At 68.5% G+C, this 15,865-nt stretch carries 19 protein-coding genes; 6 read left to right on the top strand and 13 right to left on the bottom strand.

The features are described from left to right. Nucleotides 1–118: 118 nt before the first annotated feature. Both MCHLDSM_RS29145 and MCHLDSM_RS29140 read left to right on the top strand, forming a co-directional pair. On the top strand, nt 119–769 hold the full coding sequence (locus MCHLDSM_RS29145) for a TetR/AcrR family transcriptional regulator (RefSeq protein WP_048473278.1): 651 nt from the start codon (nt 119–121) through the stop codon (nt 767–769). Continuing rightward, a complete protein-coding gene (locus tag MCHLDSM_RS29140; RefSeq protein WP_048473277.1) occupies nt 766–1,266 on the top strand; it encodes a hypothetical protein in 501 nt (166 codons plus the stop codon). Before MCHLDSM_RS29145 ends, MCHLDSM_RS29140 begins: the two co-directional genes overlap by 4 nt. Before the next feature lie 2 nt (nt 1,267–1,268). Here MCHLDSM_RS29140 and MCHLDSM_RS29135 read toward each other — a convergent pair whose 3' ends face one another. The 5 genes from MCHLDSM_RS29135 to MCHLDSM_RS29115 all read right to left on the bottom strand — a co-directional run bounded on the left by MCHLDSM_RS29135 (nt 1,269) and on the right by MCHLDSM_RS29115 (nt 6,183). Continuing rightward, on the bottom strand, nt 1,269–2,234 hold the full coding sequence (locus MCHLDSM_RS29135) for an NADPH:quinone oxidoreductase family protein (protein WP_048473404.1): 966 nt from the start codon (nt 2,232–2,234) through the stop codon (nt 1,269–1,271). 5 nt (nt 2,235–2,239) lie between these two features. Then, nucleotides 2,240–3,265: a phosphotransferase family protein gene (locus MCHLDSM_RS29130; protein WP_048473276.1), complete on the bottom strand. Its 1,026-nt coding sequence runs from the start codon at nt 3,263–3,265 to the stop codon at nt 2,240–2,242. A gap of 95 nt (nt 3,266–3,360) precedes the next feature. Next, nucleotides 3,361–4,659 carry an acyl-CoA dehydrogenase family protein gene (locus tag MCHLDSM_RS29125; protein WP_048473275.1) on the bottom strand — a complete coding sequence of 433 codons (1,299 nt, stop codon included), beginning with the start codon at nt 4,657–4,659 and terminating at the stop codon, nt 3,361–3,363. 18 nt (nt 4,660–4,677) lie between these two features. Continuing rightward, nucleotides 4,678–5,325 (bottom strand): TetR/AcrR family transcriptional regulator, encoded by a 648-nt coding sequence (locus tag MCHLDSM_RS29120; protein WP_048473274.1) that lies wholly within the window; start codon nt 5,323–5,325, stop codon nt 4,678–4,680. Between the two features lie 54 nt (nt 5,326–5,379). Then, on the bottom strand, nt 5,380–6,183 hold the full coding sequence (locus tag MCHLDSM_RS29115) for an Emopamil binding protein (RefSeq protein WP_048473273.1): 804 nt from the start codon (nt 6,181–6,183) through the stop codon (nt 5,380–5,382). A 136-nt stretch (nt 6,184–6,319) separates the two neighbouring features. On the opposite strand from MCHLDSM_RS29115, the gene MCHLDSM_RS29110 reads away from it, so the two are divergent. From MCHLDSM_RS29110 to MCHLDSM_RS29100, 3 genes are read left to right on the top strand one after another with little or no spacing between them, the layout of a single operon-like run. Continuing rightward, the gene (locus MCHLDSM_RS29110; protein WP_048473272.1) at nt 6,320–7,594 is read left to right on the top strand and encodes a cytochrome P450; all 1,275 of its coding nucleotides are present in this window, start codon (nt 6,320–6,322) and stop codon (nt 7,592–7,594) included. Beyond that, complete coding sequence (locus tag MCHLDSM_RS29105) at nt 7,591–7,782, top strand: ferredoxin (RefSeq protein ID WP_048473271.1); 192 nt, start codon at nt 7,591–7,593, stop codon at nt 7,780–7,782. Before MCHLDSM_RS29110 ends, MCHLDSM_RS29105 begins: the two co-directional genes overlap by 4 nt. Before the next feature lie 16 nt (nt 7,783–7,798). After that, nucleotides 7,799–8,083, top strand: coding sequence for a DUF1330 domain-containing protein (locus tag MCHLDSM_RS29100; RefSeq protein ID WP_048418207.1), 285 nt, complete (start codon nt 7,799–7,801; stop codon nt 8,081–8,083). A 10-nt stretch (nt 8,084–8,093) separates the two neighbouring features. Here MCHLDSM_RS29100 and MCHLDSM_RS29095 read toward each other — a convergent pair whose 3' ends face one another. The 8 genes from MCHLDSM_RS29095 to MCHLDSM_RS29060 all read right to left on the bottom strand — a co-directional run bounded on the left by MCHLDSM_RS29095 (nt 8,094) and on the right by MCHLDSM_RS29060 (nt 15,336). Continuing rightward, nucleotides 8,094–8,294, bottom strand: a complete 201-nt coding sequence (locus MCHLDSM_RS29095; protein WP_048418206.1) for a ferredoxin — start codon at nt 8,292–8,294, stop codon at nt 8,094–8,096. Continuing rightward, nucleotides 8,291–9,493, bottom strand: coding sequence for a cytochrome P450 (locus MCHLDSM_RS29090; protein WP_048473270.1), 1,203 nt, complete (start codon nt 9,491–9,493; stop codon nt 8,291–8,293). The genes MCHLDSM_RS29095 and MCHLDSM_RS29090 overlap by 4 nt, the downstream gene beginning before the upstream one ends. Before the next feature lie 118 nt (nt 9,494–9,611). Next, complete coding sequence (locus tag MCHLDSM_RS29085; protein WP_048473269.1) at nt 9,612–10,403, bottom strand: NAD(P)-dependent oxidoreductase; 792 nt, start codon at nt 10,401–10,403, stop codon at nt 9,612–9,614. Beyond that, entirely contained in the window at nt 10,400–11,221 is an 822-nt protein-coding gene (locus MCHLDSM_RS29080) for an NAD(P)-dependent oxidoreductase (protein WP_048473268.1), read from the bottom strand. Before MCHLDSM_RS29080 ends, MCHLDSM_RS29085 begins: the two co-directional genes overlap by 4 nt. Beyond that, nucleotides 11,221–12,054, bottom strand: a complete 834-nt coding sequence (locus MCHLDSM_RS29075; protein ID WP_048473403.1) for an alpha/beta fold hydrolase — start codon at nt 12,052–12,054, stop codon at nt 11,221–11,223. The genes MCHLDSM_RS29080 and MCHLDSM_RS29075 overlap by 1 nt, the downstream gene beginning before the upstream one ends. A 47-nt stretch (nt 12,055–12,101) precedes the next feature. Next, complete coding sequence (locus MCHLDSM_RS29070) at nt 12,102–13,757, bottom strand: thiolase C-terminal domain-containing protein (RefSeq protein ID WP_048473267.1); 1,656 nt, start codon at nt 13,755–13,757, stop codon at nt 12,102–12,104. Further along, entirely contained in the window at nt 13,754–14,047 is a 294-nt protein-coding gene (locus MCHLDSM_RS29065; RefSeq protein ID WP_048473402.1) for a ferredoxin, read from the bottom strand. Before MCHLDSM_RS29065 ends, MCHLDSM_RS29070 begins: the two co-directional genes overlap by 4 nt. A gap of 8 nt (nt 14,048–14,055) precedes the next feature. Continuing rightward, nucleotides 14,056–15,336 (bottom strand): NADH-ubiquinone oxidoreductase-F iron-sulfur binding region domain-containing protein, encoded by a 1,281-nt coding sequence (locus MCHLDSM_RS29060; protein ID WP_174545795.1) that lies wholly within the window; start codon nt 15,334–15,336, stop codon nt 14,056–14,058. Nucleotides 15,337–15,383: 47 nt separating this feature from the next. Between MCHLDSM_RS29060 and MCHLDSM_RS29055 the strand changes: the two genes are divergently transcribed. Continuing rightward, nucleotides 15,384–15,860, top strand: a complete 477-nt coding sequence (locus MCHLDSM_RS29055) for a hypothetical protein (protein WP_048473266.1) — start codon at nt 15,384–15,386, stop codon at nt 15,858–15,860. Nucleotides 15,861–15,865: the final 5 nt, after the last annotated feature.

Raw genomic sequence — 15,865 nt, 5'->3', positions numbered from 1 at the left:
CGGCGCGCGACGGCGGCATCGGTGACGGCGATCGAAACCAATTTCGCTGAGACCCTTGTCACATCCGGCAAACCTACCTACTGTGTGTTCACTAGGTTGGTTCGAGCCGAGGAGATGAGTGTCCGCCGCGCAGTCCGCCGGGTCCGATCTGGATTCGCCCAGACGTCCCTATGCGACCTTGTTCGCCAAGGGCGAGGACCGCAGGCAACGCATCCTCGCGGTGGCCGAGCGTCTGCTGGCGCGCAACGGATGGCGGTCCACATCGCTGGCGCAGATCGCCCGGGAGGCGGGCGTGACTTCAGCCGGGCTGCTGCATCACTTCGCGTCCAAAGAGCAACTCCTCAACGCGGTGCTGGATGCGCGTGACGCCGACGACGATGCGCACGCCGACCGCTCCGGCGACCTGATCACTGAGCTGATGCGCGTTCCCGAGCGCTTCGAGCGTGCCCCGGAACTCGTGGGCACATTCACCGTCCTGCTCGCCGAGAACATCGCCCCGGACGCCCCGCTGCACGACCGCCTGCACAACCGGTACCGCGCCGCGGTCGACATCATCAGGAAGATCATCGAGCGCGGCCAGCGGGCGGGCCGCTATCGCCCCGACGTCGACGCGGCCGCCAAGGCCACGGAGATTCTCGCCTTCATCAACGGAATGGAGACCTTATGGCTGCTCGATCCTGCAATCCCGCTGACCGAGGTGTTCACGGAGTACGCAGAATCGCTGGGTCGGGATCTGGCGGCGACGCGATCGGAGGCCACACCGACATGAGATACCGACTCGACATCGTCACGCCCACCGTGCTCGACGCGGTGCGGTTCGCCGGCGGCTGGGTCTACGACCGGGTGACCGCCGGCTGGGACGTCACCGTCCTGGTCGGCAACGACGACGATGTCCGTCCGCTGGAGATCCTCGGCGCCGACACCGCCGATCTGGAATCGGTGCTGCAGTCCTGGGAACTGCGCCCCCACCCGCAGACCGTCGCGGTGGCCGGCGACCTGTTCGGCCGCGACGAACGCGTCCGCGCCGGCGTGCTCGGCGCGCTGGCCCAGGGAGCGACCGAGGTGACGCTCTGGGGCGAACACCGCCCATCCGAGTTGGACAGCAGCGTCGACGTCGTCGAGCACCGGCTCAGCGCCGCCGCCCGAGCGTTCAAGGCCCAGGCTCTGGCCGCGGCCGGGGTTCCGGGAGAATCGGTGGCGCGCTCCGAGATCTTCTGCTGCGGCATGATGGCCTCCGTCGCGGCGGATCTGGTGCCCGCCAGCTGAATTCATTGCAGGTCGATGAGCACCTTGCCGACGGCCCGGCCTTCGGCCACGTGGCGCAGCGCGGCCACGGTCTCGTCGAGGGAGTACACCGCTCCGATGTGTGGCGTGACCCGACGATCCGCCAGCAGCGTGCGCAATTCCTGCTCGGTGCGTGCGAACTCCTCGGCAGGCACGTCCTGGAATTGGAAACCCAGTACGTGAACCCCTTTCACGAGCACCAGGTTCAGCGGGATGCGGGGGATCGTGCCGGAGGCGAATCCGACGGTGACGAACCGGCCGCCCCGGCGCAGGCTGCGCAGCGCCGGTTCGCTCAATCCACCCCCGACGGGATCGAGCACGGCGTCGGCACCGCCCGGGATCACCTCCCGCAGCGCCGACCGCAGGTCCACCACGCGGTGATCGATCGCGTGGTGGGCGCCGTAACGGGTTGCAGCGGAGAGTTTTTCGGGTGACGATGCGACGGCGGTGACCTGGGCGCCGAGCGTGACGCCCAGCTGGACCGCGGCGAGGCCGACGCCGCCGCCCGCCCCGAGCACCACCAGTTGGTCGCCCACGCCCACGCGCGCCATCGAACGCAAGCTGTGCGCGGCGGTCCGGTAGGCGACACCGGAGGCCGCCGCGGTGAACAGGTCCAGACCGTCGGGCACGGCCGCCAGACCCGCCGCGTCCACCACGACGCGTTCGGCGAACGCGCCGGCCATCCCGGTTCCCGTGACCCGGTCACCGACCGCGACAACGTCGACTTCCGAACCGACTTCGTCGACGACACCGGCGAACTCGCTGCCCGGGACGAACGGCGGCGGGATGCTCACCTGGTAGGAGTCGGCGATGAGGAGCACGTCCGGGAAGTTGACCGCCGCCGCGTGCACGCGGACGCCGACCTGGCCGGGGCCGGCCGTGGGAATGTCGCGGTGCTCGACACGGACGACCTCCGGGGGTCCGAACGCCGGACAGACCGCGGCACGCACCGGCGTCATCCCCGATAGTCGGAGGTTTCGGCGAGCTCGGCGGCCGAGGTCATCAGATCCGTCACCACCGGTCCGAAGGCGAGCAACTTCTCGTCGTCGCCGGCGCGCTGAAATCCCTGCTCGAGCACGATGGCCAACTTCCACTTGGCAAGCACAAGGTAGTAATCCAGGTCGTCGACCTGACGTCCCGACACCGCCGCATAGTGCGCGACCACCTCGTCGCGCGACGGCATGCCCCGCATGTCCACATAGGTCATGTCGGATTGACCGTCATCGCCGGGCCAGCTCTGCACCATCCACCCCAGATCGAGCTTCGGATCACCCACCGTGCCCATCTCCCAGTCGACGATCGCGGCCAGCTGTGCGGGGGCGCCGTGCCGGTACATCACGTTGGCGAACTGGTAGTCGCCGTGCATCAGGCCGGGGATGAAGTCGAGCGGCTTGTGCTCCTTGAGCCACGCCGTCGCCACCTCCAGGCCGGGCAGCTCGCGCTTCTTGATGCGCTCCAGAAAGCCGATCCACCGTGCGACCTGGCGTTCGTGGAAGCCGTCGGGCCTGCCGAGGTCCTGCAGCCCTCTGGCGCGCCAGTCGACCTTCGACAGCAGCGCAATACCCTCGGCCAGTTGGTAACTCAGGCCCGGCCGAGCAGAGGCGTCGCTGTCGAACGGCTCCGGCCAGCGGCCGTGGGTGTCCATCGGTGACCAGCCGTCGACGAATCCCATCAGGTAGAACGGCCGACCCAGCACCGACGGGTCCTCGCAGACGCCGACCGCCTTCGTGTGCGGCACCTCGGTGCCGTCGAGCGCCTCGATGATCCGCCACTCACGCAGGATGCCGGTGTCCCGGTCCGGGGGAGCACCCGTCGGTGGCATCCGCAGGACGCACCGTGCGTCGCCGCGGGTGAGTTCGTAGATGACGTTCTGGGTACCGCCGGACAGGAACCGGGCCTGCAACGGCTCACCTTTGCCGGGCAGGGCTGCCTCGTCCATCCACGTGGTCAGTCGCTCTGTGTCCAGTTCGGTCTCGCTCATTGCCTGTTGGTTCGCTCCGCAAGCGTCGCTCATCACCTGTTGGTTCGCTCCGCAAGCGTCGCTCATCACCTGTTGGTTCGCTCCGCAAGCGTCGCTCACTGGTTTCCGACTTCCGCCTCCAGGTACTCCGCGAACCGTTCGCGCGCCGCATCGCGCTTGCGCGGCAACCACTCCGAGGGCCAGACGTCCGTGCTGGCGGTGTAGTCGCGCAGCACCTGCTTGGCCACCGTCGTCTTGTGCACCTCGGTCGGGCCGTCGGCCAGTCCCATCACCGCGGCACCGGTCACCATGCCCAGGAACGGCATCTCGTTCGTGACGCCGAGCGCGCCGTGCACCTGCATGGCCCGCCAGGCGATGTCGTGCAGCACGGTCGGCATCACGACCTTCACCGCGGCGATGTCCTTGCGCACCTTCTTGTAGTCGTTGTACTTGTCGATCTCCCACGCGGTGTAGAGCACCATCAGCCGGAACTGCTTCAGTTGCGCGTACGAGTCAGCGACATACGCCTGCACGGCCTGCTTGTCGGCGAGCAGGCTGCCCGCGGTCTGGCGGCTCAGCGCCCGCTCGCACATCATGTCGATCGCCTTCTGTGCCAGCCCGATGGTGCGCATGGCGTGATGGATGCGGCCACCGCCGAGCCGTGTCTGCGCGATGACGAACGCCTGTCCTTCGCCGCCCAGCAATGCCGAATCCGGAACGCGCACATTGTCGTAATGGATCAGCGCATGGCTGCCCTCGCCGTCGCGTTCGCCGTGCAGGCCGACGTTGCGGACGATGTTCACCCCGGGGGTGTCCGTCGGGAGCAGGAACATCGACATGCCCTGATAGGGGCTCACGTCGGGGTTCGTCACGACCATCACGATGAGGAACGACGCGGTGTTGGCGTTGGAGGAGAAGTACTTCCAGCCGTTGATCACCCAGTCGTCCCCGTCGCGGACCGCGCTGGTGGTGAACTGCGTGGGGTCGGCCCCGCCCTGGGGTTCGGTCATCGAGTAACTGGAGAACAGCTCCCCGTCGAGCAGCGGGCGCAGATAGCGCTCCTTCTGCTCCGGGGTGCCGTAGTGCGCGATGATCTCGGCGTTACCCGTGTCAGGGGCCTGGCATCCGAAGATCACCGGCGCCCATTGCGAGCGGCCGAGGATCTCGTTGAGCAGCGCCAACTTCAGCTGGCCGTAGCCCTGCCCGCCGAGTTCCGGTCCGAGATGAGTGGCCCAGAGTCCCTTCTGCCGCACCCGCTCCTTGAGGGGGTCGACGACCTTGCGACGCGTCTGCGTCAACGGCGTGAACTGCAGGTGCGGCCAGATCAGGTCGAGCGGCTCGACCTCGTCTCGGACGAACTCGTCCGCCCAGTCCAGCAGCTGCTGATAGTCGGGGTCCGTCTCGAAGTCCCACATGCGGCCTCCTCGCCTGCGTCAGGGTCTCTGGGATCCGGTGATGACCGTGCAGATGTCGGTGGTGACGACGTCGGCGAACGAGCGGCCCCCGAAAGCGCCGGCCGCCCAGTGTCGGGCCCCCTCGCTGACGAGCGTCTGCGCCAGATAGGCCAGGTGCGCGATGTCCACGTCGGGGGCGATCTTGCCGTCGGCCTGTGCGCGCCGGAACAATTCGCCGAACATGTCGGCCTCCACGTCGGGCGGGTCGCCGGCGGCGAGGATGCGGTGCTCGTGCCGGTAGCCCTCGAGGATGGTCTCGATGATCAGCTCGGGCGGATTGCGCGCCATCGACCGCTCGAACGCGGTGAGCGCCGCGCGCAGGACAGCGTCGATCTCGTAGGGTTTGTCGAGCATCGCGCCGATGGTGCGGCACGCCGACTGCGTGGACAGCACCCCCACCTCGAACAGCACATCCTCTTTGCGCGGAAAGTAGAAGTAGAACAACGCTTTCGACACACCTGCCGCGGTGCAGATGTCGGCGACCGTGGTGACCGCGTAGCCCTTGGTCCGCCACAGCGCCATGGCCGCCTGCACCAGCATGCGTTTGGTCTCGTGTGACCGCGCGCGTTGAAACGAGGCCCGACGCTGACCAGAGCCAGCGTTCGTCACCCCCGTTTTGGCGGTCATAGATCGGAATTTAACAGGTCATAGCGCAAGAGCCAATAGTTGACCGATGTCCAATTACGCGGGCCGGCTCTGCGTGCTGACCGCCGTGGGCACCCCGGCGCGGCGAGTCAGGAAGTCGACCTGCAGGTGAATCGCGTAGAGCACGAAGGGCGGCAGGACGATGAACGGAAGGTTCTCCCCGATGAACTTGAACCACAACCCGAACGGTCCTTGGCCGATGTCGTCGAAGCCCGAACCCACCTCCGCCAGGAAGTACACCGCCGTACTGCTGTAGATGACCGCGACTCCGGTGAAAGCCAGCCAGAGGCAACGGATTCGAGACTCGAACGGCAATCCGGGCCGGATCAACCGGGTCCACACGATGAACACCGTGATGCCGGTGAGGACGCCGACGACCTCCAGGGCGAAGGTCCAGGGGTTGCCACTGGTGTAGCGGGTGTCGGCGAGCCCGTACTGCCACCACAGCCACTTCCACCCCGGGTCGCTGGTGGGTTCCCACAGCCCGAGCGGATGGCCGATCAGGAACACGAGCTCGTACCCGATCTGGCTGGCCGCGCTGTAGGGAAGCCAGAACAACGTCAGTTCCGCGGCCCTGTCCAGTCGGGAGCGCTGCTCGCCGGGTGCGTCCCACAGCAGGACCAGAGGCAGCAGGATGACGGGAATGCCGAACAGCAGGTTCGCGACGATGTCGGCGGTGAACGTCGGCGCGATCAGGCCGAGGGCGACGCCGACCGTCATCGCCACGAACACGAACCCTGTGAAGCCGGCCGTCGCGACGTAGATCCTCAATCGGTGCCGCGCCCAGGGGCGGGCGAACTCGGGTTCCTGCTCTGTCCGCGTTGGCGAGTCGTTGTCCATCAGCTGCCTCCACTGGCGAAGTGATCTCGGTGTCCTGCCGACCGCCCTCGTTGACGCCACAGGACGTATGTGAAAACCTTATGCGCAAAGATGAGAATCACATTCTCTCTTGGCGAGATCAGCGAACGGAGCAGGCATGGCCGAGGACCTCACGGCAGTCGACTTCTTCCGGGACAGGCGGCTCACCGACGACCCGTACCCGTTCTACAAGGCCCTGCGCGACAAGTGTCCCGTGAGCCGCGAGAATCACTACGGCGTCACGATGGTGACCGGCTGGCAGGAGGCCGTCGACGTCTACAACGACGCCGAGACGTTCTCCTCGTGCATCTCGGTGACCGGGCCGTTCCCCGGCTTCCCGGTTCCGCTGGAGGGCGACGACGTCACCGACGTGATCATCGAGCATCGCGACGAGATCCCCTTCAGCGATCAGCTTCCGACGCTGGACCCGCCCACGCACACCGATCACCGCGCGCTGCTGATGCGGCTGATCACGCCGAAGCGACTCAAGGAGAACGAGGATGCGATGTGGCAGCTCGCCGACGACATCCTCGACGACTTCCTGGCGCCCGGCCGCGGCGAGTTCATCGGAGGATTCGCCGGTCCGTTCACGCTGCGGGTGATCGCCGACCTGCTCGGCGTTCCCGACGAGGACCGTGACGATCTGCTCGATCGACTGGCCCGTGGCACCCACGGCAGCGCGGTGGGCAATGCCGACAAGACGATGAACAAGACTCCGCTGGAACATCTCTACGAGGTTTTCGCGACTTACGTCGAGGACCGTCGGGCCGACCCGCGCGACGACGTGCTCACAGGACTGGCGACCGCCACGTTCCCGGATGGCTCGCTACCCGAGGTCGGCGACGTGGTGCGGGTGGCCACCAACGTCTTCTCGGCCGGCCAGGAGACCACGGTTCGGCTGCTCAGCACAGCGCTGAAGGTCCTCGGCGACCGTCCCGACGTGCAGGCGACGCTGCGCCGGGACCGCAGCCTGCTGCCGAACTTCATCGAGGAGTGCCTGAGGATCGAAAGCCCTGTGAAGGGCGACTTCCGGTTGTCGCGGGTGCCGACGACGATCGGCGAGCAGTCGCTGGCCGCCGGCACCACCGTCATGGTGATCAACGGTGCGGCCAACCGGGATCCGCGTCGCTTCTCCGATCCCGACACGTTCGACCCGGAGCGCAAGAACGCCCGTCAGCATCTGGCGTTCGGCCGCGGCATCCACAGCTGCCCGGGCGCACCCCTGGCGCGCGCGGAGACCCGGGTCGGATTGGAGCGACTGCTCGACCGCACCAGCGACATCCGGATCTCCGAGAGCGACCACGGGCCCGCCGGCGACCGCCGCTACAGCTACATCCCGACCTACATCCTGCGCGGGCTCACCGAGTTGCACGTGGAGTTCGACGTCGTATGAGAGTCACCGTCGACGAGGATCGCTGCGCCGGGCACGGCATGTGCCTGACTCTGTGCCCCGAGGTCTTCGAGATGACCGACGACGGTTGGGCCGTCGCCATGCCGGGTGAGATCCCCGTCGAGTACGAAGCCGCCACGCGCGAGGCTGTCGAGAACTGCCCCGAGCGCGCTATCAGCGAAACCGACTGAGGACAGGAGCATTTCCGTGCCCAAGGGTTACATCGTCATCACCGAGGACGTCAAGGATCCCGCCGGGATGGCGGAGTACGGCAAGCTCGCGAGCAAGGCGATGGCCGGCGCCACGGTGCTGGCGTTCGACACCAAGGCCGAGACGATCGAGGGCCAGTGGCACGGCAGCCAGACCGTGCTCCTGGAGTTCGAATCGGTCGAGGCAGCCAAGGAGTGGTATCACTCGGAGGCCTACCAGAAGGCGGTCGCGCTGCGTCACGCCGCGGCGGACTGCAACGGCGTCATCCTCTCGGGCTTCTAGCCGGTATCGGCTACTTCTCGACGATCGCGATCGCCTGCCGGGGGCACTGCCGGACCGCTTCCCGGATCTGCTGTTCGTTCTCCGGGGTCACGTCGTCGGTCAGCACGTGCAGGTAATCGTCGTCGTCGACCTGGAACACCTCGGGGATGATGCCCATGCACACCGCGTTGCTCTCGCACAGGCCGAAGTCGACCTCGATCTTGCGGCTCATCGCAGCACCGTGACCGGAACGTGGTGGTAGCCGGCGACGTTCTGCATGCTGACCCGCGCAAGACCGTCGAAGTCGACCTCGAACCGGGGCATGAAGTCCAGCAGATGCTCGAGCGCGATCGCGGTCTCCATCCTGGCCAGCGCGGCGCCGAGGCAGCTGTGGATGCCGTAGCCCAGACCGAGGTTCTGCGCCTGGGTGCGGTCCCGGTCGATGTCGAACGTCTCGCCGTCGTCGAAGGCCCGCGGATCGCGGTTGGCGGCCGCACCCATCAGGAACACGGGTTTGTGCGCAGGCACTGTGCCGCTGGGTAATTCGACGTCCTTGAGGCTGTAGCGGACGTTGTACTGCACCGGCCCCACGTAGCGCAGGAGTTCCTCGACGGCGTCGGGGATCTTGCTGCGGTCCTCGAGCAGCTTCTGCCACTGCTCGGGGTGGCGGGCGAATTCGACGACGGCGCTGCCCACGAGCTTGGTCACCGTTTCGGCGCCGGCGCCGCCCAACAGCGTGGTGAAACCGGTGATCTCGATGTCGTCGAGCTTGCGCAGGCTGCCGTCCTCGCCGGGGATCTCGGCGGCGATCAGGCGGCTGATCATGTCGTCCTGCGGGTTCTTGCGGCGCTCCTGGACGAGCCCGTAGTAGTACATGCCGGAGTCGATGGTGGCCTGCATGTTCTCGTCGTCCATGTCGATCTGGCCGGGCTTGCGGTGCAGGCTGGTGTCGATCCAGTGCCGGACCTGCTGACGGAAGTCCTCGGGCACCCCGGCCATTCGGGTGATGACCTCCACCGGGAACGGCCCGGAGAAGTCCTGCACCACGTCGAAGTGGTCGGGGTCGGCCTCGGCGAGGTAGTGCCGGACGAGCTCGACGACGGTCTCGCGCTGGGACTGGATCGCGCGGGGGGTGAACGCCTTGTTCAGCAGGCTGCGCATGTGCCGGTGGTCCGGCGGATCCATGAAGATGATCGACTTCTGCGGCACCTCGCCGGAGCGCACCATGCCGAGGTCGCAGCCGCGCGCCGACGAGAACGCCTCGTGATCCTTGAATGCCGCCGCCACGTCGGCGTGCCGGGTCAGCGCGTAGAAGTCCTCCTCTTCGTCGTAGTAGAGGGGTGCTTCATCGCGCATCCGCCGGTAGATCTCGTACGGATTGTCGAAGTAATCCTGGGAAACCGGGTTGAACACCAACCGGGGTGTGGTCACTGCGTCCTCCTCGGCGCTGTCCTCAGAGCCGGTAACGTTACGAAGGGCTGGCTGAATGTAACGGCTCCAGTATGCGCCACCCCGCCCCGGAAATCCGCGGTTTTCCGGCAACCGCGCGTCATGCCCGCACCCCCGCGTCCACCAGTGCGTCGAGCCCACCGAGGTCGCCGCCGAGTTCGGCGACGGTGGCGCGCACGACGGCGACGTCCTTGCCGAGGAACTCGCCGACGCCGGCGATGAACGCGTCCGCCGAACCCGCCGCCGCGATCAACGACAGCACGCGGCTCTGCGCGCTGCCGTGCGTCAACGCCTGGAGCAGGCGGCCTTCCTCCACGCCGAGCCGGTTGCCCAGCCGCACCCCCTCGGCCACGAGCCCGATCTGCGCTGCGAAGACCGTGTTGTTGACGAGCTTGACCAGCTGGCCGGCGCCCGTGGCGCCGGCATGCACGATGGGGTCGGCGTAGGCGCCGAGCAGCGGTGCCACGCGCGTCATCGCGTCGTCGCTGCCGCCGGCGAAGACGGTCACGTGGCCCGCCGCGATGTCGTGCGGACCGCCACTGAGTGGGGCGTCGACCACGTCGACATGGGCGAAGCGGGTGGCGATGGACCGCGCCGTGGCGGGGCTTCCTGTGGTGTGCAGCACCAGCGCCGCGCCGGGGGACATGCCCGCCACCAGTTCGCCGTCCAGACACAGCTCGGCGACCTGGGAGTCGGTGAACACGCACACCACCACCGCGTCCGCCCCGTCGGCGACCCCGGCGATGTCCCGGACAGCGTGCGCGCCGAGCCGGACAGCGGCAGAACGCTTCTCGTCGGTGCGGCCGAGGACGACCACGTCGTGGCCGGCCCCGACGAGGCGTTCCACCATCGGAGAGCCCATGCGCCCTGCGCCGACGAAACCGACCCTCATGACCGCGGATGGTCCATCAGTCGCAGCGCGTTGTCCGCGTCGGCGAACACCGTGCCCTCGGGCGCCGCCGCGTGCGCCGCGAGGCTGGCAGCATGCCGGACGTCTTTCTGCAGCAGGGCGCCGGCGATCGGGGCCAGCCCGTCGAGCGTGCCGCCGAACATCGTGATGCTGCCGATCGCCTTGCTCGTCGCCGACCCGCGGTGCAGCACCTCGCAGAGCCGGTCGCGCGCGATGCCGAGCGCGTCACCGAGCTCGAGGGTGCTCATCGCCGCGCCGAGGTTGGCGCTGAACAACAGGTTGTTGAGGATCTTGGCGACCTGCCCGCTGCCGAGTCCGCCGAGATGCACGATCGCATCGGAGTACGTGGCGAACACGGGACGCACCTTCTCTACCACCTCGGCGTCACCGCCCACCATCACCATCAGCGTGCCCTGCTCCACGGCGGGCGCCCCGCCGCTGACCGGGGCGTCGATCACCGTGACACCCTGTGCGGCAGCCTGTTCGGCGATCTCGCGGCACGTGTCGGGGTGGACGGTGCTGTGGATCGCGACGACACTGCCCGGCGCCATGCCGGCCAGTACGCCGCTCTCGCCGCCGAGCACCTCACGCACGTCGTCGTCCCCGACGACGCACAAGCACACCAGGTCACTGGCTGCGCCGAGCTCGGCCGGGGTGGCTGCGGTGCGGGCCGGTGTGTCGGCGTAGGGCTCCAGGCTGGCCGGGCGTCGTGCCCACAGCGTGGTGTCGAACCCGCCTTCGGCGATGCGCCTCGCCATCGGCCCGCCCTGGCTGCCCAATCCGATGAAACCGACGCGCATCAACTCGCCTCCACATGGTCGGGGTCGCGACCGCAACGGGCCGCGAGGGATTCTCCGGCGAAGGACAGCACCCTTGCGTGGTACTGGTCGGCGTTGTGCCCCACGCTCAGGTTGTGCCCGCTGCCGGACATCTCGTTGATCCGCACGCGCGGTGCCGAGGTGAACAGCGCCGCGATCGCCGCGACGGATTCCGGGCCGGATTCCCAGACGCTTTCGTGCTCGGCGACGCTGAACTGCACCGGGACGCGGACCTGGGCGGCGGTGGCCGGGAAGTCGCGTCGCGGCCAGTTCGCCGTGACCTCACCTTCGTAGGGTGCTCCGGGCGCGGACAACGCGCCGGTCTTCACCTCGGGGGGATACAGGTCGGTGGGCTGCCACAGCAGGTCGCGCAGCCCGGCCGGTCGTGAGGTCACCGAGGCCTCGCTGATGACGTCGCGGGCGGCGTCGGTGTAGCGCAACCCGGTGCCGGCGAGTTCGACGCCGATCACCTCCGGGTGCGTGGTCGCCATCCGCAGCGCGAGCTCACATCCGGCTGAATGACCGACCAGGAACAGTCCCGCACCCCGCGTGGCTGCGCCGAGCATCGCGTCCACCGCGCCGGACGCGGCGGCCACGCGCAGCGCCGGGTCGGCGAACCCGTCGGCGTACAGACCCGAGGCGCCGTAGCCGGGCCGGTCCAGGGCGATCGCCGAAAACCCCTGCGCGGCAGCGGCTCGCAGCAGGGAGAGTGCGGGTCGGCCCGGACAGTCGAAATACGCCGACGACGTCGCGCCACCGTGCACCGCGACCACGACCGCGCGGGGATCGGCCACCTGCACAGCGAGCCCGGACATCGGCACGCCGTCCACCAGGACGACGCGCCGGGTGGGATCGGAGGCGCTCACGAGCCCGCCCGCAGCAGCATGACTCCGCTGGGCGTCAGCCCGCCGCTGCTGACCACGGCGACCCGGGCGTTGTCGACCTGACGCTCGCCGGCCTCGCCGCGCAGCTGTGTCACCGCCTCGTGTACCAGCCCCATACCGTGCGTGCGTCCATGGGAGAGCTGGCCGCCGTGCGTGTTCAGCGGGATGGCGCCGTCGCGGGCGATGGCCGATCCGCCGTCGAGGAAGTCCCGGGCCTCGCCGATACCGCAGAACCCCAACGCTTCCAGCCAGGACAGGCAGTTGAAGGTGAAGCCGTCGTAGAGTTCGGCGACGTCGACGTCGGCCGGCCGCAATGATGTCCGGGTCCACAGGTGAGCCGCCTGACCGAGCACCTGCGGCTCGTGGGTCAGCGTGGTCTGGTCCCAGTCGGTGCGCTCGATGATCTGGGTGCCCACCGCCTCGACGAACACGGGCGGCTTCGGCCGGTCGGCGACGGTGTCGACGGCGGAGACGACCACCGCGACCGCGCCGTCACACGGCACGTCGCAGTCGTAGAGCCCGAATGGCGTGGTGATCATCCGGGCGCCCAGATAGTCCTCCATCGTCATCGGATCCCGGTAGATGGCCGTCGGATGCAATGCGGCGTTCGCGCGCTGGTTCAGCGCGATCCAGCCGAGCGTCTCGCGGGTGGTGCCGTAGCGGTGAAAGTGCCGCTGCGCGTTGAGCGCCAGCGTGTGTGCGGCCGACACCGCGCCGAACGGCATTTGCCAGCTGTCGGTACGGGCACCGCCGGGCGGCGTGAGCCGGCCCTCCTTCACCAACTGCCCGAACGTCGCCTCCCACAGGGTGCGGAAGCACAGCACATGCCGGGCCATGCCGGTGGCGACGGCCATCATCGCCGCGATCACCGAACCGCCCGGCCCGAAGGTGTCCATGCCGCCGTTGATCCACGTCGGCCGTAGGCCCAGCGCCCCTTCGAGTTTGGTGACGCCGCCCTCGCCCATACCCGCGACGTCCAGTCCCGGATACGTCGACAGGCCGTCGATGTCGGCGAAGGTCAGCCCGGCATCGGCGACGGCCGCCTCGCAGGCTTCGATCGTCAACGACAGCGGCGCCACCATCAGCCGCCGGCCCAGCCGTGACGCACCGATGCCGGTGATCGCCGACTTGTCCTCGAACTTCTCCGTGCGCGCCATCGGCCGAACGTTTGAACCGAAATCCGCAGGCGCGATCTCGTCGGCCGGCTCGGCGCCGAACTGCTTCGGGGACACCGGCCGGAACAGTGGCAGGTAGACGTCGTCGTTCTGCTCGAACACGACCTCGACCAGCTGGCCGATCTCGAGCTCATCGGCGGCGGCGTCGATGATGTTGGTGGTCAACCGAATCCGGGGATCATCTGTCAGCGCCACCTGGGCGACGACGTACGGCGCTGCGAGCCCCGGGATGCTGAAGCGGTGATTGACGGTGAAGGCCGACAGCACCGCCGTACCCGAGACCTCACGCACTCCCATGTCTCGACCGCGGCAGTACCTGCAGACCGGCTGCGGTGGGTGGATCAACGCCGAGCACGCCCGGCACTGCTGGATGCGCAGAATCCCGTCGGCGCCCGACGTCCAGAAGAACTCGTTGTCGAACGTCAACTGCGGCAACGGCATCCGGGTGTCACCACTCATCGGGTGAATCCCCACTCCGCCTCGTTGTCGCCCACCTTCAAGTGCTCCAGATCGGGCTCGCTCACCTCGGCGATGTGCGCGTCATCCGGGCGGCGCTCGGTGAGCTCCATGATGGCGTGCACGGGACAGTCCATCAGCGCACGCTGCACCGCGTCCCGGTCGGGCTCGGGGATGTCGCCGTCACCGACGAGCACCGCATAACCCCAGTCGTCGAGCGAGAAGTACTCCGGTGCGTGCCTGGCGCAGATGCCGAAGCCGTCGCACAGCGTCCGGTCGAGCTTGATCCGCAGTCTGTTTGTCACAGTGCCTCCACCTCGAAGGGGCGCCGTGCGGTGTAGGCCGCTGCAGCGCAGTCCGGGCAGCGACCGTCGAGATGTCGTGCGACGTCGTCGGCGAACATCGCCAGCATGCTCGCGGCGATGTTGGTGGCCGCATCCAGCGTCGCGCATGCGCCTCTACCCCGCAGCACCACCGACCACCGCTCGAGGCGCTCGAGATCCTCGGCGCCGGCCGTCCCGTCGCGCAGCGCCGTCGCCGCGGCGGCCATCGCTGCGGTGCCGTTGAAGCACGACCCGCACTGCCCGGCGTTCTCGCGGTCGTAGTACGCGAGTACCGCCGCCCCGACCGCCACGGGGCATTCGTCGATGAGCACCGACACCGCGCCGCACCCCAGGCCGCTGCCGTGCGCGCGCAGCGAGTCGTGATCGGCCGTGCAGTCCAGCACCCGGCGGTCCAGCAGGCCCGCGAAGTAGCCGCCCATCAGGGCTCCGCGCACGCGGTCGTGCGGAATGCCGTGCAGGTCCAGCACGTCGGTCATCGGCACACCGAACGGCAACTCATAGAGTCCCGGTCCGCGGCCACCGCCGGTCAGCGTCGCCAAGAAGGTGCCGGGGGAGCGCTGCGTCCCGCACTCCCGGTACGCGGCCGCGCCGTGCGTGACGACGAACGGCAGGTTCGCGAGCGTCTCGACATTGCTGACCACCGTGGGCAGGCCGCCGACGCCCTGCTCGTAGGGACGCGGCGGCTTGTCCGTCGGTTTGGCCGGACCGCCGTTGATCGCGCGCACCGCGGCGGTCTCCTCACCGGCGACGTAACCGGGTTCGACGGTGCGCACCCCGACGGTCACCCCGTCGAGTCCGTCGGCGCCCAGCTCGTCGAGTGCATCGGAGACCGATTGTGCAGCAGCATGATCCGAGACATACACGTGAGCGTGCCGGGCGCCGATGATGCGCGCGGACATCCGCAGACCGTCCAGCACCAGATGCGGCCGATGGCGCAGCAGCCAGCGATCCTTGATCGACGCCGGCTCGCCCTCCTCGCCGTTGGCCACCAGCACCGTGTCGCGGCCCTGCAGCGATGCGTCCCGGACCGTCGTCAGCTTCACCGCCATCGGAAACGCCGCGCCGCCGCGGCCCAGTACACCGGCGCGGCCGATGTCGTCGAGCAGTGCGGCGGGATCAGCGATTCCCTGGTAGCCGCCGGCGCTGCGGTATTCGTCGAGCGTCTCCCGACCCGCCGCGGTCCGCAGCAGCCGCGGTGTCAGCCCGGGCCAGGCAGAAACCGTGAGTTCGGTGTTCATCGCCGTGCTCATCCAGACCTCCTGCACGCCCGGCTACGCTTCGGCTCATGCGAACCGCGGTGGTCCGGATCGGAGTCGATCCGGACGGGACCCTCTCGGCCGAGCAGTTGCGCTCCGGGATGGCCGCACTGACCGAACTCGCCGAAACCGCGGGGCTGCAGGTGATCGACAACGACCTCGCCGGCCTGCCGCCGAAACGGCGCGAAGTGGAGATCCTGATGACGGGCACCGATGCGGCCGCCCTGCAGGCGACGGGAATCGCCCTGTGCGCGCGTGCTTTCGGCACCGAGCCGGTGGCCGGGGTGCTGACGTTCGTCAGCCACGGCACCGACGAGGACGCCCTCGGCGTGCTGGCCGGCTTCGGGGTGACAGGCCACCTCGACCGCAAGCCCGGCTCCGACGGGTGGGACATCCTCACGGTGACGCTGCGCAAGGCCGACGTGATGCGTGTCCCCGAGAGCCGCCTGCACACCGCCCTGGAGGCCTCGACCAACTGCGAGGTCCACATCGTCACGACCGACTGAGCGCG

Source organism: Mycolicibacterium chlorophenolicum, assembly GCF_001044235.1.
Taxonomy (GTDB): domain Bacteria; phylum Actinomycetota; class Actinomycetes; order Mycobacteriales; family Mycobacteriaceae; genus Mycobacterium; species Mycobacterium chlorophenolicum.
This window is presented reverse-complemented; position numbering and strand designations above follow the sequence as displayed.